Annotated in this window: 20 protein-coding genes; 16 read left to right on the forward strand and 4 right to left on the reverse strand. The window is 71.0% G+C overall.

Features of this window, described 5'->3' with window-relative positions; all coding sequences use genetic code 11:
- Nucleotides 1–178: 178 nt before the first annotated feature.
- Entirely contained in the window at nt 179–973 is a 795-nt protein-coding gene (locus ACZ6JY_RS33800; protein ID WP_469202119.1) for an MBL fold metallo-hydrolase, read from the reverse strand.
- Nucleotides 974–1,226: 253 nt separating this feature from the next.
- On the opposite strand from ACZ6JY_RS33800, the gene ACZ6JY_RS33805 reads away from it, so the two are divergent.
- A complete protein-coding gene (locus ACZ6JY_RS33805; RefSeq protein WP_469202121.1) occupies nt 1,227–1,673 on the forward strand; it encodes a ribonuclease in 447 nt (148 codons plus the stop codon).
- A gap of 35 nt (nt 1,674–1,708) precedes the next feature.
- Here the strand turns inward: ACZ6JY_RS33805 and ACZ6JY_RS33810 are convergent, their stop codons facing one another.
- Nucleotides 1,709–1,915 carry a hypothetical protein gene (locus ACZ6JY_RS33810; protein ID WP_469202123.1) on the reverse strand — a complete coding sequence of 69 codons (207 nt, stop codon included), beginning with the start codon at nt 1,913–1,915 and terminating at the stop codon, nt 1,709–1,711.
- A gap of 157 nt (nt 1,916–2,072) precedes the next feature.
- Here ACZ6JY_RS33810 and ACZ6JY_RS33815 point away from each other — a divergent pair, with 157 nt between their 5' ends.
- The 3 genes from ACZ6JY_RS33815 (at nt 2,073) to ACZ6JY_RS33825 (ending at nt 4,638) form a co-directional block, all read left to right on the forward strand.
- Nucleotides 2,073–3,338 (forward strand): sensor histidine kinase, encoded by a 1,266-nt coding sequence (locus ACZ6JY_RS33815; RefSeq protein WP_469202125.1) that lies wholly within the window; start codon nt 2,073–2,075, stop codon nt 3,336–3,338.
- Complete coding sequence (locus tag ACZ6JY_RS33820; protein ID WP_469202127.1) at nt 3,335–4,006, forward strand: response regulator transcription factor; 672 nt, start codon at nt 3,335–3,337, stop codon at nt 4,004–4,006. Before ACZ6JY_RS33815 ends, ACZ6JY_RS33820 begins: the two co-directional genes overlap by 4 nt.
- A 176-nt stretch (nt 4,007–4,182) precedes the next feature.
- Nucleotides 4,183–4,638, forward strand: coding sequence for a PaaI family thioesterase (locus ACZ6JY_RS33825; RefSeq protein ID WP_469202129.1), 456 nt, complete (start codon nt 4,183–4,185; stop codon nt 4,636–4,638).
- 32 nt (nt 4,639–4,670) lie between these two features.
- Here ACZ6JY_RS33825 and ACZ6JY_RS33830 read toward each other — a convergent pair whose 3' ends face one another.
- Nucleotides 4,671–5,675 carry a Gfo/Idh/MocA family protein gene (locus ACZ6JY_RS33830; protein ID WP_469202131.1) on the reverse strand — a complete coding sequence of 335 codons (1,005 nt, stop codon included), beginning with the start codon at nt 5,673–5,675 and terminating at the stop codon, nt 4,671–4,673.
- Nucleotides 5,676–5,857: 182 nt separating this feature from the next.
- Here ACZ6JY_RS33830 and ACZ6JY_RS33835 point away from each other — a divergent pair, with 182 nt between their 5' ends.
- The 7 genes from ACZ6JY_RS33835 to ACZ6JY_RS33865 all read left to right on the forward strand — a co-directional run bounded on the left by ACZ6JY_RS33835 (nt 5,858) and on the right by ACZ6JY_RS33865 (nt 12,583).
- Nucleotides 5,858–6,595 carry a GntR family transcriptional regulator gene (locus tag ACZ6JY_RS33835; protein ID WP_469202339.1) on the forward strand — a complete coding sequence of 246 codons (738 nt, stop codon included), beginning with the start codon at nt 5,858–5,860 and terminating at the stop codon, nt 6,593–6,595.
- A 136-nt stretch (nt 6,596–6,731) separates the two neighbouring features.
- Nucleotides 6,732–7,721 carry a sugar ABC transporter substrate-binding protein gene (locus ACZ6JY_RS33840; RefSeq protein WP_469202133.1) on the forward strand — a complete coding sequence of 330 codons (990 nt, stop codon included), beginning with the start codon at nt 6,732–6,734 and terminating at the stop codon, nt 7,719–7,721.
- Nucleotides 7,722–7,816: 95 nt separating this feature from the next.
- Nucleotides 7,817–8,830 carry a sugar ABC transporter substrate-binding protein gene (locus tag ACZ6JY_RS33845; RefSeq protein ID WP_469202135.1) on the forward strand — a complete coding sequence of 338 codons (1,014 nt, stop codon included), beginning with the start codon at nt 7,817–7,819 and terminating at the stop codon, nt 8,828–8,830.
- Nucleotides 8,827–9,882 (forward strand): ABC transporter permease, encoded by a 1,056-nt coding sequence (locus ACZ6JY_RS33850; protein WP_469202137.1) that lies wholly within the window; start codon nt 8,827–8,829, stop codon nt 9,880–9,882. Before ACZ6JY_RS33845 ends, ACZ6JY_RS33850 begins: the two co-directional genes overlap by 4 nt.
- Entirely contained in the window at nt 9,879–10,703 is an 825-nt protein-coding gene (locus ACZ6JY_RS33855) for an ATP-binding cassette domain-containing protein (protein WP_469202139.1), read from the forward strand. The genes ACZ6JY_RS33850 and ACZ6JY_RS33855 overlap by 4 nt, the downstream gene beginning before the upstream one ends.
- A 119-nt stretch (nt 10,704–10,822) precedes the next feature.
- Nucleotides 10,823–11,980, forward strand: coding sequence for an ROK family glucokinase (locus tag ACZ6JY_RS33860; protein ID WP_469202141.1), 1,158 nt, complete (start codon nt 10,823–10,825; stop codon nt 11,978–11,980).
- Entirely contained in the window at nt 11,981–12,583 is a 603-nt protein-coding gene (locus tag ACZ6JY_RS33865; protein ID WP_469202144.1) for a sugar kinase, read from the forward strand.
- Between the two features lie 18 nt (nt 12,584–12,601).
- Here ACZ6JY_RS33865 and aztA read toward each other — a convergent pair whose 3' ends face one another.
- Entirely contained in the window at nt 12,602–13,345 is a 744-nt protein-coding gene (gene aztA, locus ACZ6JY_RS33870) for a zinc ABC transporter ATP-binding protein AztA (protein WP_469202146.1), read from the reverse strand.
- Between the two features lie 14 nt (nt 13,346–13,359).
- On the opposite strand from aztA, the gene aztB reads away from it, so the two are divergent.
- The 5 genes from aztB to ACZ6JY_RS33895 all read left to right on the forward strand — a co-directional run bounded on the left by aztB (nt 13,360) and on the right by ACZ6JY_RS33895 (nt 18,182).
- Nucleotides 13,360–14,256, forward strand: coding sequence for a zinc ABC transporter permease AztB (gene aztB, locus ACZ6JY_RS33875; RefSeq protein ID WP_469202148.1), 897 nt, complete (start codon nt 13,360–13,362; stop codon nt 14,254–14,256).
- A gap of 10 nt (nt 14,257–14,266) precedes the next feature.
- A complete protein-coding gene (locus ACZ6JY_RS33880; protein ID WP_469202150.1) occupies nt 14,267–15,505 on the forward strand; it encodes a hypothetical protein in 1,239 nt (412 codons plus the stop codon).
- On the forward strand, nt 15,502–16,461 hold the full coding sequence (gene aztC / locus ACZ6JY_RS33885; RefSeq protein ID WP_469202152.1) for a zinc ABC transporter substrate-binding protein AztC: 960 nt from the start codon (nt 15,502–15,504) through the stop codon (nt 16,459–16,461). Before ACZ6JY_RS33880 ends, aztC begins: the two co-directional genes overlap by 4 nt.
- Before the next feature lie 87 nt (nt 16,462–16,548).
- A complete protein-coding gene (gene aztD / locus ACZ6JY_RS33890) occupies nt 16,549–17,748 on the forward strand; it encodes a zinc metallochaperone AztD (protein ID WP_469202154.1) in 1,200 nt (399 codons plus the stop codon).
- A gap of 221 nt (nt 17,749–17,969) precedes the next feature.
- Nucleotides 17,970–18,182 (forward strand): DUF6243 family protein, encoded by a 213-nt coding sequence (locus ACZ6JY_RS33895; protein ID WP_469202156.1) that lies wholly within the window; start codon nt 17,970–17,972, stop codon nt 18,180–18,182.
- Nucleotides 18,183–18,192 lie beyond the last annotated feature (10 nt).

An 18,192-nucleotide genomic window follows, 5' to 3' on the forward strand; every position in this document is an offset into this window, starting at 1 on the left:
GGGTTCGGGTGTGTGTTTGGTTTTTTGTGGTGGGGAGGGGGGCGGGGGCGGGAGGGGGCCTGCCGCAAACCGACCCCCGCCCTTCCCCCCCCCCCCCCCCCCCCGGCGGTGTCCGGCGCCCGGTCGTGTCCGGCGTACGGGGCGTACGGGTCCCATGTACGGGCCCGGCGTACGTGGGTCAGCCGCGGACGCCGAAGTCGACGCGGTCGGCGAGACCGGCGGCGGCGAAGGCGGCGGCGAGCTCGTCGCGGCCCTCGGTGAAGTGGGCCCAGCTGTCGTAGTGGACGGGGACCACGCGGCCGGCGTCGAGGATCTTCGCGGCCTCCGCGGTCTGGGCGCTGTCCAGGACGATCAGCCCGCCGCCGAAGACCTCGGAGAAGCGGGGTGCTCCGGCGAAGAGCAGGGCCGTGTCCACCGGGGCGAACCGCTCGGCGATCTCCGCGACCGCGTCGAGAGAGGCGTTGTCGCCGCTGACGTAGACGGTGGGCAGGCCCTCGCCGGTCAGGACGAACCCGACGACCTCGCCGCAGATCGGCTCGACCTCCTCGCGCTTGCCGGGGCCGTGGATCGCGGGCACGCCGGTCACGGTGACCGTGCCGGGCCCGCCGTCCCGGCGTTCCAGCTCGACCGACTGCCAGTCGGCGAGGCCCGTGGCCGCCTCCCCGAGGCGCTCCCCGCCGCCGGGGGTGGTGAGCGTCAGCGGGACGTCGGCGAGCAGGGCGCGGCCGGAGGTGTCGAGGTTGTCGGCGTGCTCGTCGTGCGAGAGCAGGACCACGTCGACGCGGCCGAGATCGGCAGGGCTGCCGTCAGCCGCCGCCGTCTTGGTCAGCGTGACGGCCGGTGCCGGGTGGTCGCCGGGGCCGTCGAAGGTCGGGTCGGTGAGAAAGCGCAGGCCGCCGTAGTCGAAGAGGGCGGTCGGGCCGCCGAAGACCCGGACGGGGAACGGAGCGGTCTGCGGGGTGGGGGAAGACATGAAAGGAGTTCCTCACGGATAGATTGCGTGTTAACCGTGACTCGACTGTAGGCAGGTCTCACGGATGAGTGCAACTCGTACCATGAGAAGCGGTGGGCCCTCGGGTGCGGGTGCCGGCACCGGCACCCGCACCGGTGTCGGAATCGGTGTCGGTGCTGTGCGGGTGAGTGGGTGGTGAAGATGGGTGAACTGCCGGGAAAATTCGCCGACTTGGCGTTGACACGCCAACCTCTACGCGCGTCACACTGGTCCCATGCGAATCCCCCCACGAATTCTCGGCGCATCCGCCCTCGCCGCCGCCCTGCTCATCGGCGGCCCCGTCACGGCCACCGCGAGCGCGGCGCCCGCCGCCCCGGTCGCGTACTCCGCCCCGGCCTCGTACGAGGCCCCGGCCCAGTACTCCTCCGTCACCGCGGTCGGCGACATCTGTCTCTCCGCGCTGCCCTCGCAGGCCCACGACACCCTCGACCTGATCGAGGCGGGCGGCCCCTACCCGTTCCCGCAGGACGGCACCGTCTTCCAGAACCGCGAGAGCGAGCTGCCGCAGCAGAGCTCCGGCTACTACCACGAGTACACGGTCATCACGCCGGGCTCCGACGACCGCGGGGCCCGCCGCATCGTCACCGGCGACAAGAGCCAGGAGGACTACTACACCGCCGACCACTACGCCTCGTTCGACCTGATCGACCACGGCTGCTGAGAACCGGCCTTCCAGCCGCGGCGGCCGGGGCCCCGTCAGCGTGGACCGTGGCTCTCCGCGACGGCGAACAGCGCGCAGGCGAGGACGATCAGCGTGACGCTCGCGTAGATCTCGTAACCGTCGAGGAAGCCGAGGCGCGCCACCATGCCCCAGCCGTCGAGGCGGCCGGTCAGCTCGTGCGCCAGGCCGGCCACGCCTTGGAGCAGCAGTACGACACCCAGGAATTCAAGAACCCGCTTCATGCCGTGATCTTCGCCCCGCCGCTGGTCCGCACACATCGGCCGCGGGGCGAGGGTCCGTCTCGCGGCCGGTCCGAAAGTCGCGGGCCGGAGTGACTTTGGTAGCCGGTCATGGGCGAAGGGCGCCGTGCCCGCGCTTCGTTGCGTAGATTTGTCGACCATGAGCGGTACCGAACCCCCGCGGCGACATGAGCCCGTGGCCGAACCCCTGCCCCTGGCCAGGAGCCCGTGGACGCTGCCCTCCGCGCTCGCCGGGGAGTTCGATCCCAGCCGTGCCGGACGCAAGGGGCGCCGGACCGTGCGCGACTGGCTCGTCGACTTCGCCTGTTTCCTCGTCGCCGTCGTCATCGGCATGCTGGGCGCCGACGCGATCGCGGACAACCCGCATGTCTCACCGGGCGTCGCCGAGCTCGACCAGGTCGTCGGGGCGCTCGCCTGCGCCGCCGTCTGGCTGCGCAGACGCTGGCCCGTCGGCCTCGCCATCGCGATGGTGCCGGTCACGGCGGTCTCCGACACGGCGGGTGGCGCGGCGGCCATCGCCCTCTTCACGCTCGCCGTGCACCGGCCCTTCCGGTACGTGGCCTGGATCGGCACCGCCTCGCTCGCGGTGATCCCCTTGACGTACTGGCTGCGCCCCGACGCGGAGATGCCCTACCTGGTCGCCATCGCCTTCGGCGTCATGCTGACGGCGACCGTGATCGGCTGGGGCATGTTCGTGCGCTCCCGCCGCGAACTGCTGCTCAGCCTGCGTGACCGCGCCGTCCGCGCCGAGAACGAGGCGGCCCTCCGCGCGCAACAGGCCCAACGCCTCGCCAGGGAGGCCATCGCCCGCGAGATGCACGACGTGCTCGCCCACCGCCTGACGCTGCTCAGCGTCCACGCGGGCGCCCTGGAGTTCCGCCCCGACGCTCCCCGCGAGGAGATCGTCCGCGCGGCGGGCGTCATCCGGGAGAGCTCCCACGAGGCACTGCAGGACCTGCGGCAGGTGATCGGCGTCCTGCGCGGCGGCGACACGGACGCGTCCGGCCGGCCCCAGCCCACGCTCGCCGCGCTGGGCGCACTGGTCGCCGAGTGCCGCGAGGCGGGCATGAAGATCGCCCTGGACAGCCGTGTCACCGACCCGGAGGCCGTGCCCGCCGCCCTCGGGCGCACCGCGTACCGCATCGCGCAGGAGGCCCTGACCAACGCCCGCAAGCACGCCCCCGGCGCCGAGGTGACCGTCACCGTCTCCGGACTTGCCGGCGAGGGCCTGACCATGACCGTGACCAACCCCGCGCCGCCCGGCGACGTCCCGAAGGTGCCCGGCTCGGGACAGGGCCTGATCGGTCTCACCGAACGGGCCACGCTCGCGGGCGGCAGGCTTGCCCACGGGCCTGGGCCCGACGGCGGATTCCGTCTGGAGGCATGGCTACCGTGGGCGCCATGAAACCGATCAGGCTGCTGCTCGTCGACGACGATCCGCTGGTGCGCGCCGGGCTCTCCTTCATGCTCGGCGGGGCGGACGACATCGAGATCGTCGGCGAGGCGGGGGACGGTACGGAGGTCGCGTCGCGCGTCGGTGAACTGCGCCCCGACGTCGTCCTGATGGACATCCGCATGCCCGTGATGGACGGCCTCGCCGCCACGGAGGCCCTGCGCAAGCGCCCCGACGCGCCCGAGGTCATCGTCCTCACCACCTTCCACGCCGACGAACAGGTCCTGCGGGCGCTGCGGGCGGGCGCGGCGGGGTTCGTCCTGAAGGACACCGCCCCGGCGGAGATCGTCGCGGCCGTACGTGCCGTCGCCGCGGGGGAGCCCGTGCTCTCGCCGACGGTGACGCAGCAGCTCATCAGCCGGGTGACGGGCGCCGATCCGCGGCTCGACCGCAGGCGGCGCGCGCTGGCCCGGCTCGACGCCCTCGGCGAGCGGGAGCGGGAGGTCGCCGTGGCGGTGGGCCGCGGCGGCTCGAACGCGGAGATCGCGGCGCAGCTCTTCCTGAGCGTGGCCACGGTGAAGGCGCACGTCTCCCGCGTCCTGACGAAGCTGGACCTCAACAACCGCGTGCAGATTGCGCTGTTGGCGCATGACGCGGGGTTGCTGGACCAGGACCCCTGAGCGGCCCGGCCCCGCCCCGGGCTCCGCCTCGGCCCCGCTTCGGCCCTACTTCGGGCCCAGCCTCGGCCCCGCTTCGGGCCCCGCCCATCACCGGCTTCGCCGAGTTCGTCCTCAATCGCCGGACGGGCTCCAACGTCCGCCGGACGGGTCCCAACGCCCGGTGGTAATAGTCGTGCATGACTGAGAACCAGCCGGATTCGCCGCCGCAGGCCGACTCCATTGATCTCGCCATGGCCCGGAAGGTTCTGGAAGCGCAGCCGTTCAGCCGGCTCGTCCAGGCGCGCATCACCCGCTTCGGGGAGGGCGCGGCCACCCTGGAGATCGGTGTCCGCGAGGAACTCCAGCAGCAGAACGGCTTTCTGCACGGCGGCGTCCTCGCCTACGCCGCCGACAACTCCATCACCTTCGCCGCGGGCACCACGCTCGGGCCCGCCGTGCTGACCTCCGGGTTCTCCATCCAGTACGTCCGCCCGGCGACCGGCACAAAGCTCGTGGCCCGCGCGGTCGTCGCCCATACGGGGCGGCGCCAGGCCACCGTGCGTTGCGAGCTGTTCTCCGTCGGCGAGGCGGGCGGCGAGGAGGCCGAGACGCTCTGCGCCATCGCACAGGGGACCGTGCTCTCCGCCTCCTGACCCGGGGGAGGGGGAGGGGGGAGAGAGCGCGCTCAGCCTGCCGGGATCTCCTCCATGTGCACCAACCGCCGCTCGCGCCGCGACAGTTCGCACGCCTCCGCGATCCGCAGCGCGTGCAGCGCCTCGCGGCCGTCGCAGGGGTTCGGCCGCGCGCCCCGTACGAGATCGACGAACGCGCCGAGCTCCGCCTCGTACGCGGGGGCGAACCGTTCGAGGAAGCCGGGCCAGGGCTTGGCCGGCGCGGCAGGGCCCGCCGGTTCCGCCGAGGTCAGGGGCGTGCGGTCGTCCAGGCCGACCGCCAACTGGTCGTCCTCGCCCGCAAGTTCCATGCGTACGTCGTAACCGGCCCCATTGCAGCGGGTCGCCGTGGCCGTGGCGAGCGTGCCGTCGTCGAGGGTGAGCAGCGCCGCGGCGGTGTCGACGTCACCCGCCTCGCGGAACATCGCGGGGCCCGCGTCCGAGCCGCTCGCGTACACCTCCGTGACCTCGCGGCCCGTCACCCACCGCAGGATGTCGAAGTCGTGCACGAGGCAGTCGCGGTAGAGGCCGCCGGAGAGCGGCAGATACGCGGGCGGGGGCGGCGCCGGGTCCGAGGTGATCGCCCGTACGGTGTGCAGGCGGCCGAGCCTGCCCGCCCGCACCGCATCGCGCGCCGCCGAGTACCCCGCGTCGAAGCGCCGCTGGAAGCCGAGCTGGAGCACCGTGCCCGCGGCCTCGACCTCGCCGAGCGCGGCCAGCGTGCCCGGCAGATCGAGGGCGATGGGCTTCTCGCAGAACACCGGGAGGCCGGCCCGGGCGGCGGCGCCGATGAGACCGGCGTGCGCGGCGGTCGCCGCGGTGATCACCACGGCGTCCACCCCGACGGTGAAGACGTCGTCCACCGAGGGCGCGGGCACGGCCCCGGTCCGTGCCGCGAGGCCGGCCGCCCGCACCGGGTCGGCGTCGGCGACGACGAGAGACGTCACGTCGGGGTGACGGCTCAGGGCCGCCGCGTGGAAGGTGCCGATACGGCCTGTTCCGATCAGTCCGATGCGCATGCACCCACCCTCACCGCGCCCCGCCCACCGTGTCAATCATTTGTCCTGACAACAGAACCTCATAACTTCCCGTCATCTTCTCTTCGGGCTACGCTCGCCCCGTGTCCAAACCACTCGCCAAAGCAGCGCAGGGCAGGCAGGACGGGCAGGGCGGCCAGGACCGGCAGGCCAAGGACCCCGCCGTGGTCCTCGGCCTCGGCGTCGACCGCAGCAGCCCGGTGCCGCTCTATTTCCAGCTCGCCCAGCAACTGGAGGCGGCGATCGAGCGGGGCGCCCTGACCCCCGGCAGTCTCCTGGGCAACGAGATCGAGCTCGCCGGGCGCCTCGGCCTGTCCCGGCCCACCGTCCGCCAGGCCATCCAGTCCCTCGTCGACAAGGGCCTGCTCGTGCGGCGCAGAGGCGTCGGTACGCAGGTGGTGCACAGCCAGGTCAAGCGGCCCCTGGAGCTCAGCAGCCTCTACGACGACCTGGAGGCCGCGGGCCAGCGCCCCGAGACCCGGGTCCTGCACAACACCGTCGGACCCGCGTCCGCCGAGGTCGCCGCCGCGCTCGGCGTCGCCGAGGGGGAGGACGTGCACCACGTCGAACGGCTGCGCCTGGCCCACGGGGAGCCCATGGCCTTCTTGACCAACCACATCCCCGCCGGGCTGCTCGACCTCGAGAGCGCCCGCCTGGAGGCCACCGGGCTCTACCGCCTGATGCGCGCCGCCGGGCTCACCCTGCACAGCGCCCGCCAGTCCGTCGGCGCCCGTGCCGCCGGCGCCGAGGAGGCCGAACGGCTCGCCGAGCCCGCCGGGGCCCCGCTGCTCACGATGCGGCGCACGACCTTCGACGACACGGGGCGGGCGGTCGAGTTCGGGGCGCACGTCTACCGGGCCTCGCGGTACTCCTTCGAGTTCCAGCTCCTCGTACGGCCGTAGGCGCGGCGTGTACGGCCGTAGGTCCCAAGTCGCTCACGGTCGTCAGAATGTTCTGACAAATCCATTGACGCTGCCGCGGGCACGCCGCTAGAACTCCCCCAGCCGCATTCGGGCGGCCGGGAGAAGAGGTGGTCCCATGCGTACAGCCCGTACGGCCGCGGCCCTCGTCGCGGTGATCGCGCTCGCGGGGTGCAGCGGCTCCGGCGGCAAGGACGACGAGGACGGCTCGGGGGACGGCGGGGGCGGCGGCAAGGGCGTGAGCACGCCCCGCCTCAAGATCGCGATGATCACGCACTCCGGTGAGGGCGACACCTTCTGGGACATCGTCCGCAGCGGCGCCAAGCAGGCCGCCCGCAAGGACAACGTCGACTTCCTCTACGCGAACGACAAGGAGGCCAAGGGGCAGGCCGAGCTCGTCCAGTCCTTCGTGGACAAGAAGGTCGACGGGATCATCGTGACCCTGGCCAAGCCCGAGGCGATGAAGTCCGTGCTCGGCAATGCGCAGGCCGCGGGGATACCGGTGATCACCATCAACTCCGGGGCCGAGTTCTCCGTGGATCTCGGCGCGCTGAGCCACATCGGCCAGGACGAGTCCGTGGCGGGCGAGGCCGTCGGCGACGAGCTCAACAGACGTGGGAAGAAGAAGGCGATCTGCGTCATCCACGAGCAGGGCAACGTCTCGCTGGAACAGCGCTGCGCCGGCGTCAAGAAGACGTTCGACGGGTCGATCGAGAACCTGAACGTCGAGGGCACCAACGCGCCAGGCGCGCAGTCCTCCATCAGCGCGAAGCTCCAGGCCGGCAAGGACATCGACGCCGTCGTCACGCTCGGCGCGCCGATCGCCGCCGTCTCGGTGAAGGCCAAGGAGGACGCGGGGAGCGAGGCGGAGGTCGACACGTTCGACCTGAACGCCGAGGTCGTCAAGCGCCTCAAGGCCAAGGAGGTCGGCTTCGCCGTCGACCAGCAGCCCTACCTCCAGGGCTACCTCGCCGTCGACGGACTCTGGCTCCACAAGACCAACGCCAACGTCCTCGGGGGCGGCGAACCCGTCCTCACGGGACCCGCCATCGTCACCGAGATGGACGTGCCGAAGCTGGAGAAGTACACGGCCCGCGGTACCCGATGAACACACGCGTGATCCGCGTGGTCGATACTTGGGCGGCCGGGGCCGAGGATCAGGACCGGCCGCACCGAGGAGCAGAACAAGAAGGGCACGGCGTCGTGGCAAGGGTTCAGACAGGGGTACGCGCGGTGGGCGCCGTGCTGGTGGCGGCGCTCGGAGTGTCCCTCGTGGGATGCAGCAGCACGGGCGGCAAGCGCGCGGAGGACGCCCGCAAGGCGTCCACGGCCCGGGGGAAGGCGGCGGTGTCCACGCCGCGCTGGACCTTCGGCATGGTGACGCACTCGGGTGACGGCGACACGTTCTGGGACATCGTCCAGGAGGGCGCCGAGGAGGCGGCCCGCAAGGACAACATCAACTTCTTGTACGCCCACGACGACGAGGCCCAGCAGCAGGCCCAGCTCGTGGACTCGTACATCGACAAGAAGGTCGACGCGATCATCGTCACGCTGGCCAAGCCGGACGCGATGAAGGGCGCCCTGGCCCGCGCGAAGAAGGCCGGCATCCCGGTGGTCACCGTGAACTCCGGCTCCGCCGAGTCCAAGGAGTTCGGGGCCCTCACCCACATCGGCCAGGACGAGACGATCGCGGGCGAGGCCGTCGGCACGGAGCTGAACAAGCGCGGCAAGAAGAAGGCGCTGTGCATCCTCCACGAGCAGGGCAACGTCGGCCATGAGCAGCGCTGCGACGGCGCCAAGAAGACCTTCGACGGCAAGATGCAGAACCTGTACGTGACCGGCACCAACATGCCCGACGTGCAGTCCTCCATCGAGGCCCGCCTCCAGACCGACAAGTCGATCGACGCGGTCGTCACGCTCGGCGCGCCCTTCGCCGACGCCGCGGTCAAGGCCGCGGACGGCGCGGGGACCGACACGGAGGTCGACACGTTCGACCTGAACGAGAAGGTCGCCGCCGGTCTCAAGAACGGTGACCTCGGCTTCGCCGTCGACCAGCAGCCCTTCCTCCAGGGCTACGAGGCCGTCGACCTGCTCTGGCTGTACAAGTACAACGCCGACGTGCTCGGCGGCGGCAAGCCGGTCCTGACCGGCCCGCAGATCGTCACCAAGGAGCAGGCCGGCGAGCTCGAGGACTACGCGAAGCGAGGGACCCGATGACCGCGACAGCACCGGCGCCGGCCCCGGAAGCCAAGGGCGACGAGCGCCTCCTGAAGACCTCTCCGCTGAAGAGGCTGATGGGCCGCCCCGAGCTCGGCTCGGTCGTCGGCGCCATCGCCGTCTTCATCTTCTTCTCGATCATCGCGGACAGCTTCCTCCAGGCCACCAGCCTCGCCACGGTCCTGTACGCGGCCTCCACGCTCGGCATCATGGCGGTGCCGGTGGCGCTGCTCATGATCGGCGGCGAGTTCGACCTGTCGGCCGGTGTCCTGGTGACGACCTCGGCGCTCGTCTCGTCGATGTTCAGCTACCAGATGACGGCGAACGTCTGGGGGGGCGTCGGCGTCTCGCTGCTCGTCACCCTCGCCATCGGCGTCTTCAACGGCGTGATGCTGACCCGCACGGACCCGCCGAGCTTCATCATCACGCTCGGCACGTTCCTGATGCTGACCGGCATGAACCTCGGCTTCACCAAGCTGATCAGCGGCACGGTCTCCACCAAGTCGATCGCCGACATGGAGGGCTTCGACTCCGCCAGGTCCGTCTTCGCCTCCACCATCACCATCGGCGGCGTCGACTACAAGATCACCATCGTGTGGTGGCTCGCCCTGATCGCCGTCGCCACCTGGATCCTGCTGCGCACCCGCGTCGGCAACTGGATCTTCGCGGTAGGCGGCGGCGAGGACGCGGCCCGCGCGGTCGGCGTCCCGGTGGCGGCGACCAAGATCGGCCTGTACATGGGCGTCGCCTTCGGCGCCTGGATCTCCGGCCAGCACCTGCTCCTCTCGTACGACACCGTCCAGTCCGGCGAGGGCGTCGGCAACGAGCTGATCTACATCGTCGCGGCGGTCATCGGCGGCTGCCTGATCACCGGCGGCTACGGCTCCGCGGTCGGCGCGGCCGTGGGCGCGCTGATCTTCGGCATGGTCAGCAAGGGCATCGTGTTCGCCGAGTGGAACTCCGACTGGTTCAAGTTCTTCCTGGGCGTGATGCTGCTCCTGGCCACCCTGCTCAACCACTGGGTCCGCAAGCGGGCGGAGGCGACGAAATGACCGACGTGAGTGAAGTGAGTGACCCGGCCGCCGAGCCGGAACGTACGCCGCTCGTCGAGCTGGACGACGTCAGCAAGTACTACGGCAACATCCGCGCCCTCGAAGGGGTCTCCCTCGAAGTCCACGCGGGGGAGATCTCCTGCGTGCTCGGCGACAACGGCGCGGGCAAGTCCACCCTCATCAAGATCATCGCAGGGCTGCACCAGCATGACGCGGGCGCGCTGCGGATCGACGGCGAGGACACGCGGCTCGGCTCGCCGCGCGAGGCGCTCGACCTGGGCATCGCCACGGTCTACCAGGACCTCGCGGTGGTCCCGCTGATGCCGGTCTGGCGGAACTTCTTCCTCGGCTCCGAGCCGACGAAGGGGGCCGGGCCCTTCAAGCGCATGGACGTGGACCTCATGCGCGAGACGACCCGCGCGGAGCTCCTGCGCATGGGCATCGACCTGCGGGACGTCGACCAGCCGATCGGCACGCTCTCGGGCGGCGAACGCCAGTGCGTGGCGATCGCCCGCGCCGTCTACTTCGGCGCGAAGGTCCTCGTCCTCGACGAGCCGACCGCGGCGCTCGGCGTGAAGCAGTCGGGCGTGGTCCTGAAGTACGTGGCCGCGGCGCGGGACGCGGGCCTTGGTGTGGTCCTGATCACGCACAACCCGCACCACGCGTACCTGGTCGGCAACCGGTTCGTCCTCCTCAAGCGGGGCGCGATGTCCGGCAGCTACGCGCGCGACGAGGTGACCCTCGACGAGCTGACCCGCCAGATGGCGGGCGGCTCGGAGCTGGACGACTTGCGTCACGAACTGGAATCCCGCACCCCGTAGCCGTGCGGCGCCCTTGCCGCCCGGCGTACCTGGTGCGCCCCGTCAGGGGCGCGCCCCTACGGGGCACCCCGGGGTGCCCGTTGTGCGCGCCCCCGCGAGCGTGAGGCAGAATCGCCGCAATGAGCACCTACCGCGACCTAGCGCACCGCGGCTCCGCACGAGCCACCGTCCTGCGGACCGTAGGCACGCGTGAACGCCGCTCCCATCTGACGGCGCCCCGCGTCAACACCGTCGGCATCGACATCGGCGGTACGAAGGTGATGGCGGGCGTCGTCGACCCCGACGGCAACATCCTGGAGACGCTCCGCACGGAGACCCCGGACAAGTCCAAGAGCCCCCGCGTCGTCGAGGACACCATCATCGAGCTGGTCCTCGACCTCTCCGACCGCCACGACGTGCACGCGGTCGGCATCGGCGCGGCGGGCTGGGTGGACGCGGACCGCAACCGCGTCCTGTTCGCCCCCCACCTGTCCTGGCGCAACGAGCCGCTCCGCGACCGCATCTCCGGCCGCCTCGCGGTCCCCGTGATGGTGGACAACGACGCGAACACCGCCGCCTGGGCGGAGTGGCGCTTCGGCGCGGGCCGCGGCGAGGACCACCTGGTCATGATCACCCTCGGCACCGGCATCGGCGGCGCGATCCTGGAGGGCGGCCAGGTCAAGCGCGGCAAGTTCGGCGTGGCGGGCGAGTTCGGCCACATGCAGGTCGTCCCCGGCGGCCACCGCTGCCCGTGCGGCAACCGCGGCTGCTGGGAGCAGTACAGCTCGGGCAACGCGCTGGTCCGCGAGGCCCGCGAGCTGGCCGCCGCCGACTCCCCGGTGGCGTACGAGATCATCGACCGCGTCAAGGGCAACGTCCCCGACATCACGGGACCGCTCATCACCGAGCTGGCCCGCGAGGGCGACGCGATGTGCGTCGAACTGCTCCAGGACATCGGCCAGTGGCTCGGCGTCGGCATCGCCAACCTCGCCGCGGCCCTCGACCCGTCCTGCTTCGTGATCGGCGGCGGCGTCTCGGCCGCCGACGACCTGCTGATCGGCCCCGCCCGCGACGCCTTCCGGCGCCACCTCACCGGCCGCGGCTACCGCCCCGAGGCCCGTATCGCCCGCGCCCAGCTCGGCCCCGAGGCCGGCATGGTCGGCGCCGCGGACCTGTCCCGCCTTGTCGCCCGCCGCTTCCGCCGCGCCAACCGCCGCCGCGTCGAGCGCTACGAACGGTACGAGCGCTACGCCGAGGCCCGCCGCTCCGACGACCGCACCTCCCAGGGAACCCCGTAGATGACCGTGCCCAGACAGCCCTCGTCCCCGGACACGCCCGGCACCCCCGAGCCGTCGGACCGCGGCAAGGGCAAGCCCGAGGACCGCCGCCACATGATCCGCCGCCGCTGGCTGACGGCCACGATCATCGTGCTCCTGATCGGCATCCCCGCCGGGTACCTGGTGATCTCCGCGAACCAGAGCCGCAACAGCGGCCGCGACAAGGAGGACAAGTACTCCGCCACGGGCCTCACCGAGGGCTGGCCGTCCAAGGTGCAGCGCCGCCTCTACGACGTACCGATCCCGGCGTACTCGAAGGAGGTGGCGTACTACGAGACGAACAACTGGCGCACCAGCCGTCTCTACGTCCAGTTCCTCACCAGCAACAAGGGCCTGGACAAGTTCCTGAAGCGGATCGGCGCGACCGGCGGCGATCTCGAGCCGAACGACATCACCATCAGCAGGCGTGACCGCAAGGTCGTCGGCTGGGAGTTCACGGGCAAGGGCCCCTGGTCCGGCCTGACGCACCGACAGAAGAACCCGAAGCCCACCCAGGACGTGGTCGTGGACCGCGCGAACCCCAAGCACCCGATGGTCTACGTGGTGTCGTCGACGACGCCCTGACGCCCTCGTACGCCTGGCTCACGCCGGCTGCCAGATCCTTGCCAGGGCCGTCGGGGTGAGCACCTGGTCGGGGGTGCCCTGCCCGACCAGCCGTCCGTCGCTGAGGAGCAGACAGGCGTCCGCCGAGCGGGCGGCCTCCAGATCGTGCGTGGCCTGGACGACGGTCGTGCCGTCGGTGACCAGGTCCGTCAGGAGCGCGGCGATCCGCCCCCGGGCTTCGGGGTCGAGCCCGGTGGTGGGCTCGTCCAGCAGCAGCAGATCGGACTGCTGGGCCAAGCCCTGGGCGATCAGGACCCGCTGGCGCTGCCCACCCGACAACTCCCCGAGCTGGCGGGCCCCCAGGTCGGCGACGCCCAGCCGCTCCATGACGGAATCGACCACTGTCCGGTCGTCCCGTGTCAGCCGCCGCCACAGCCCGCGCTCGCCCCAGCGCCCCATCTCCACGGTCTGCCGCACCGTGAGCGGCAGCGCGTCGCCGACGGCGCCGCGTTGCGGGACGAACGCCGGCGGATGCCCCTCGGAGTAGCGCAGACGCCCCGATGTGGCGTTGATCACTCCGGCGAGAACGCCGAGCAGGGTGGACTTCCCGCTGCCGTTCGGTCCGACGAGCGCCGTCATGGCCAACGCGGGTATGTCCGCGCTGAGTTGGTGGAGCACGGGCCTGCCCGGGTAGCCCGCGCACAGATCAGTGAAACGGATGTGCTGACTCCGCACCTCGGAGTCGACGGGATCGGGGCGGCGTGTGTTGAACATGATTGTCATTGTAGTGTCTTCGTATGGAGTGGTTGACGGCCCCTTTCGAGGTGGCCTTTGTGCAACGGGCCCTATGGGCCGGGATTCTGGTGTCGGCGATATGCGCCCTTGCGGGTACTTGGGTGGTGCTCAGGGGGATGGCCTTTCTCGGCGACGCCATGTCCCACGGTCTGTTGCCCGGCGTCGCGGTCGCCGCCCTGCTGGGGAGCAACTTGCTGGTGGGGGCGGTGGTGAGCGCGGCCGTCATGACGGCCGGTGTCACCGCCCTCGGCCGCACGCCGAGGCTGTCCCAGGACACCGGTATCGGCCTGCTGTTCGTCGGCATGCTGTCGGTCGGCGTCATCATCGTGTCGCGTTCGCAGTCGTTCGCGGTGGACCTCACCGGGTTCCTCTTCGGTGACGTCCTCGCCGTACGCGAGAGTGACCTGGCGCTGCTCGGGGCCGCGCTGCTGCTGGCCCTGGTCGTCTCGGCGCTCTGTCACCGCGCCTTCCTTGCCCTGGCGTTCGACGCGCGCAAGGCCCGAACGCTGGGCCTGCGACCCCGACTTGCGCACGCCGTACTGCTCGGACTGCTGGCCCTGGCCATCGTCGCCTCCTTCCACATCGTGGGGACGCTGCTCGTCCTCGGCCTGCTGATCGCCCCGCCGGCGGCGGCCCTGCCCTGGGCGCGTGGCGTGCGCGGCGTCATGCTCCTCGCGGCGGTCCTCGGCGCGACCGCCACCTTCTGCGGGCTGCTGCTCTCGTGGCATCTGAGCACCGCGGCCGGCGCGACCGTCTCGGCCGTCGCGGTCAGCCTCTTCTTCCTGTCCCACCTGGCGTCCGGAGTCCGGCACCGACGCCGAGCGCGCCGCGCGGATCTCCCCGCCCGCGCCGCCGCGATCACCGTGCACGCCCCCACGTCCCGACCGAACGAAACCTGAGGCGATCTCCTTGCTCGTCCGAAGAAACGCCACTTCCCTGGTGCCGGCGCTTGTGGCCGTGGTCCTGCTGACCGCGGGCTGCGCGGGCCAGGACGACACCCGGAAAACCTCCGGGAGCCCCTCTCGCTCCGCCACCCCCCACGGCTACGTCGAAGGAGCCTCCGAGGCCGCCGAGCAGCAGTCCCGGCTTCTGCTCGGCGACCCCTCCACCGGAGACACCCGAGTACTGGACCTGATCACCGGCAAGGTCCACGACACCCCGCGCAGAACGGGTGTCACCGGACTCACCACGGACGGCCGCTTCGGCTACTTCCACGGCAAGGACGCCACACGCGTCCTCGACAGTGGTGCGTGGATGGTCGACCACGGAGACCATGTCCACTACTACAGCGCGAAGATCAAGGACGTCGGCAGCCTTCCGGGAGGCGCCGGTACCAGGATCCGCAGTGACGCCGGCGTGACCGTGGTGACCGAAGCGGACGGAAAGGCGGGTGTCCACCGCCGCGCCGAGCTGGAGAAGGGCAGGATCGGCAGCCCCGCCGCGCTTCCCGGCACCTACGCCGGAGCCGTGGTGCCGTACGCGGAGCACCTGATCGCACTCACGGAGGACGGGGACGGCCCCGCGAAGGTCGTCGTGCTCGACCGCGCGGGCAAGCGCGTCGCCTCACCCGAGGCCGGATGCGAGGACCCACGGAGCGATGCCGTCACCCGGCGCGGAATCGTCATCGGCTGCGCCGACGGCGCCCTGCTCGTCCGCGAGGACGAAGGAACCTTCACCGCCGAGAAGATCCCGTACGGCGAGGACGTGCCGAAGGCGGAGCGGGCCACGGAGTTCCGGCACCGCGCGGGCAGCACCACGCTCACCGCACCCGCGGGGAAGAAGGGCATCTGGGTCCTGGACGTCACCGAGCGCGCCTGGACGCGGGTGAAGACCGGCCCCGTCGTCGCCGCCAACACCGCGGGCGAGGGCTCCCCCCTGGTCGTCCTCGAGACCGACGGGGCCCTCCACGGCTACGACATATCCAGCGGCAAGGAGACCGCGGTCACCAAACCCCTGTTGAAGGACCTGCCCAAGGCCGCGGCCGGCGGGAGCGCGGCACCGGTGATCGAGGTCGACCGCAGCCGGGCCTACCTCAACGATTCCGCGGGCAAGCGCGTGTACGAGATCGACTACAACGACGGCCTCCGCGTCGCCCGCACCTTCGGCCTGGACGTCCGGCCGTCCCTGATGGTGGAGACGGGACGATGAGCGTGCGCACACGCACGGCGCGGGTCCGCGCCCTGCTGCTGACCCTCGTCAGCCTCTTCGTCGTCGCCGGTACGGTGACCGGCTGTACGAGCGGTGACGACCGGCCCCAGGTGGTGGTGACGACCAACATCCTCGGTGACATCACCCGCCAGATCGTCGGGGACGAGGCGGACGTCAGTGTCCTGATGAAGCCCAACGCCGACCCGCACTCCTTCGGACTCTCGGCCGTGCAGGCCGCCGAGCTGGAGAACGCCGACCTGGTCGTCTACAACGGGCTGGGGCTTGAGGAGAACGTACTGCGGCACGTCGCCGCCGCACGCGAGTCCGACGTGGCCACCTTCGCGGCCGGCGAGGCGGTGGACCCGCTCACCTTCCACACCGGGGAGGACGGCGGCCCCGCCGAGGAGGCCGGAGAGCCCGACCCGCACTTCTGGACCGACCCCGACCGGGTGCGCAAGGCCGCCGGTCTCATCGCCGACCAGGTCGTCGAGCACGTCGGAGGTGTCAGCGAGAAGGCCGTCCGAGACAACGCCGAACGCTACGACGGGCAACTCACCGACCTCACCGCCTCGATGGAGAAGTCCTTCGCGGCCATCCCCGAGGACCGCCGTGCCCTGGTGACCAACCACCACGTCTTCGGTTACCTCGCCGACCGCTTCGGCTTCCGGGTGATCGGCGCTGTCATCCCCAGCGGTACGACACTCGCCTCGCCCAGCTCCTCCGACTTGCGCTCCCTCACCGAGGCCATGGAGGACGCCGGGGTGCGCACCGTCTTCGCCGACTCCTCCCAGCCCACCCGGCTGGCCGAGGTGCTCCGCCAGGAGATGGGCGGCGACGTGGACGTCGTCGCGCTGTACTCCGAGTCGCTGACCGAGAAGGGCAAGGGCGCCGGCACCTACCTGGAAATGATGCGCGCCAACACCTCGGCCATGGCCGAGGGCCTCAGCCGCGACTGAACGATCCTTCCCCCGCGGTCCGGTGGACCGAGCGCCACCCGCCCCGCCCCGAACACCGCCCTGACAGGGCCGGAGAGGAAACACACGATGGACAAGTCGACACGCGCCAGAACACTCACGGGCACGGCTCTCGCCCTGGCGGCATCCATGGCACTGACCGCCTGCGGCGGCAAGGACGACGCCTCGTCCGAAGCCAAGCCGAAGCAGACAGCGGGCAGCGAAACCGCCGCCGTCAAGGACCCGTTGGTCGCCACCTTCGACGGTGGGATGTACGTCCTCGACGGCGAGAAGCTGACGCTGAAGAAGACGATCGAGCTGCCCGGTTTCAACCGCGTCAACCCCGCGGGCGACAAGGAGCACGTCGTCGTCTCCACCGACAGCGGCTTCCGGGTGTTCGACGCCGCCCGAGGCGCCTTCACGGACACCGAGTACAAGGGAGCCAAGCCCGGGCACGTCGTGCGGCACGCCGGCAAGACGGTCCTGTTCACCGACGGCACGGGTGAGGTGAACGTCCTCGACCCCGCCGCACTCGGCGACGGCACCGACCCGCGGACCCGTAAGTACACCTCCGCCGAGGCCCACCACGGTGTCGCCATCGAGCTGGCCAACGGTGAACTCCTCACCACCCTGGGCACCGAGGAGAAGCGCACCGGCGCCCTGGTCCTCGGCAAGAACGACAAGGAGATCGAACGCGCCGAGAACTGCCCCGGCGTGCACGGCGAGGCCGCCGCGAAGGACGAGGCGATCGCCGTCGGCTGTGAGGACGGCGTACTGGTCTACAAGGACGGCGAGTTCACCAAGATCGACGCCCCCGACGACTACGGACGCATCGGCAACCAGGCAGGCAGCGACGCCTCCCCGATCCTCCTTGGCGACTACAAGACCGACCCGGACGCGGAACTGGAGCGGCCCACCCGCATATCCCTGATCGACACCCGGAAGGCGAAGCTGCGCCTGGTCGACCTCGGCACCAGCTACTCCTTCCGCTCGCTCGCCCGCGGTCCGCACGGTGAGGCGCTCGTCCTCGGCACCAACGGCACCCTCCACGTCATCGACCCGAAGTCCGGCAAGGTGGTGAGGAAGATCGACGCGGTGGACGACTGGCAGGAGCCGCTGGACTGGCAGCAGCCCAGGCCCACCCTCTTCGTCCGTGACCACACGGCGTACGTCTCCGAGCCCGGCAAGCGCCGACTGCACGCCTTCGACCTGGACTCGGGCAAGAAGATCACGTCCGTGACCCTCCCGAAGAGCACCAACGAACTGTCCGGCGTCGTGGCCGGCCACTGACCGGCCCGGTGATGTGAGGGAGCATGATCCATGCCGGGGTGGCGGAAAATTGGTAGGGGGGACCGCCGGAAACCGGGTACTGTCTTGGTCATGTTCTTCCAGACGCAGATTTACGAGTGAGAGCGTGATGGGCCCCTGCTGACGTCCCTCGACGTCGCCGTGCCCGTCCCCCACCGATGAATCCGTAGATCGCTCCACTTCACATCATTCCGGGAGAACCCGTGAGCAAGAACATCAACAACCCCGTGGGCATGGGCGGCGGCAAGCGCAAGAAGCTGTCCCGCGCCGAGCGCCAGAACAACGGCCCGCACCGCAACCTCGACCGCAAGAGTGCCGCCGACCAGAAGGCGGAGCTGGTGCGCAAGATGCGCGAGAAGGTGGGCGCGGCCGACGACGCCGGGCAGGCCGGCGACGACGACACCGCACAGAGCTGACGCACCGCCG

This window comes from Streptomyces sp. NPDC046335, assembly GCF_055587985.1.

Excerpts from the sequence above, each read along its gene's own strand:
- ACZ6JY_RS33800 (WP_469202119.1), bottom strand. The coding sequence starts at position 973 with ATGTCTTCCCCCACCCCGCAGACCGCTCCGTTCCCCGTCCGGGTCTTC.
- ACZ6JY_RS33805 (WP_469202121.1), top strand. The coding sequence starts at position 1,227 with ATGCGAATCCCCCCACGAATTCTCGGCGCATCCGCCCTCGCCGCCGCC.
- ACZ6JY_RS33810 (WP_469202123.1), bottom strand. The coding sequence starts at position 1,915 with ATGAAGCGGGTTCTTGAATTCCTGGGTGTCGTACTGCTGCTCCAAGGC.
- ACZ6JY_RS33815 (WP_469202125.1), top strand. The coding sequence starts at position 2,073 with ATGAGCGGTACCGAACCCCCGCGGCGACATGAGCCCGTGGCCGAACCC.
- ACZ6JY_RS33820 (WP_469202127.1), top strand. The coding sequence starts at position 3,335 with ATGAAACCGATCAGGCTGCTGCTCGTCGACGACGATCCGCTGGTGCGC.
- ACZ6JY_RS33825 (WP_469202129.1), top strand. The coding sequence starts at position 4,183 with ATGACTGAGAACCAGCCGGATTCGCCGCCGCAGGCCGACTCCATTGAT.
- ACZ6JY_RS33830 (WP_469202131.1), bottom strand. The coding sequence starts at position 5,675 with ATGCGCATCGGACTGATCGGAACAGGCCGTATCGGCACCTTCCACGCG.
- ACZ6JY_RS33840 (WP_469202133.1), top strand. The coding sequence starts at position 6,732 with ATGCGTACAGCCCGTACGGCCGCGGCCCTCGTCGCGGTGATCGCGCTC.
- ACZ6JY_RS33850 (WP_469202137.1), top strand. The coding sequence starts at position 8,827 with ATGACCGCGACAGCACCGGCGCCGGCCCCGGAAGCCAAGGGCGACGAG.
- ACZ6JY_RS33855 (WP_469202139.1), top strand. The coding sequence starts at position 9,879 with ATGACCGACGTGAGTGAAGTGAGTGACCCGGCCGCCGAGCCGGAACGT.
- ACZ6JY_RS33860 (WP_469202141.1), top strand. The coding sequence starts at position 10,823 with ATGAGCACCTACCGCGACCTAGCGCACCGCGGCTCCGCACGAGCCACC.
- ACZ6JY_RS33865 (WP_469202144.1), top strand. The coding sequence starts at position 11,981 with ATGACCGTGCCCAGACAGCCCTCGTCCCCGGACACGCCCGGCACCCCC.
- aztA (WP_469202146.1), bottom strand. The coding sequence starts at position 13,345 with ATGACAATCATGTTCAACACACGCCGCCCCGATCCCGTCGACTCCGAG.
- aztB (WP_469202148.1), top strand. The coding sequence starts at position 13,360 with ATGGAGTGGTTGACGGCCCCTTTCGAGGTGGCCTTTGTGCAACGGGCC.
- aztC (WP_469202152.1), top strand. The coding sequence starts at position 15,502 with ATGAGCGTGCGCACACGCACGGCGCGGGTCCGCGCCCTGCTGCTGACC.
- aztD (WP_469202154.1), top strand. The coding sequence starts at position 16,549 with ATGGACAAGTCGACACGCGCCAGAACACTCACGGGCACGGCTCTCGCC.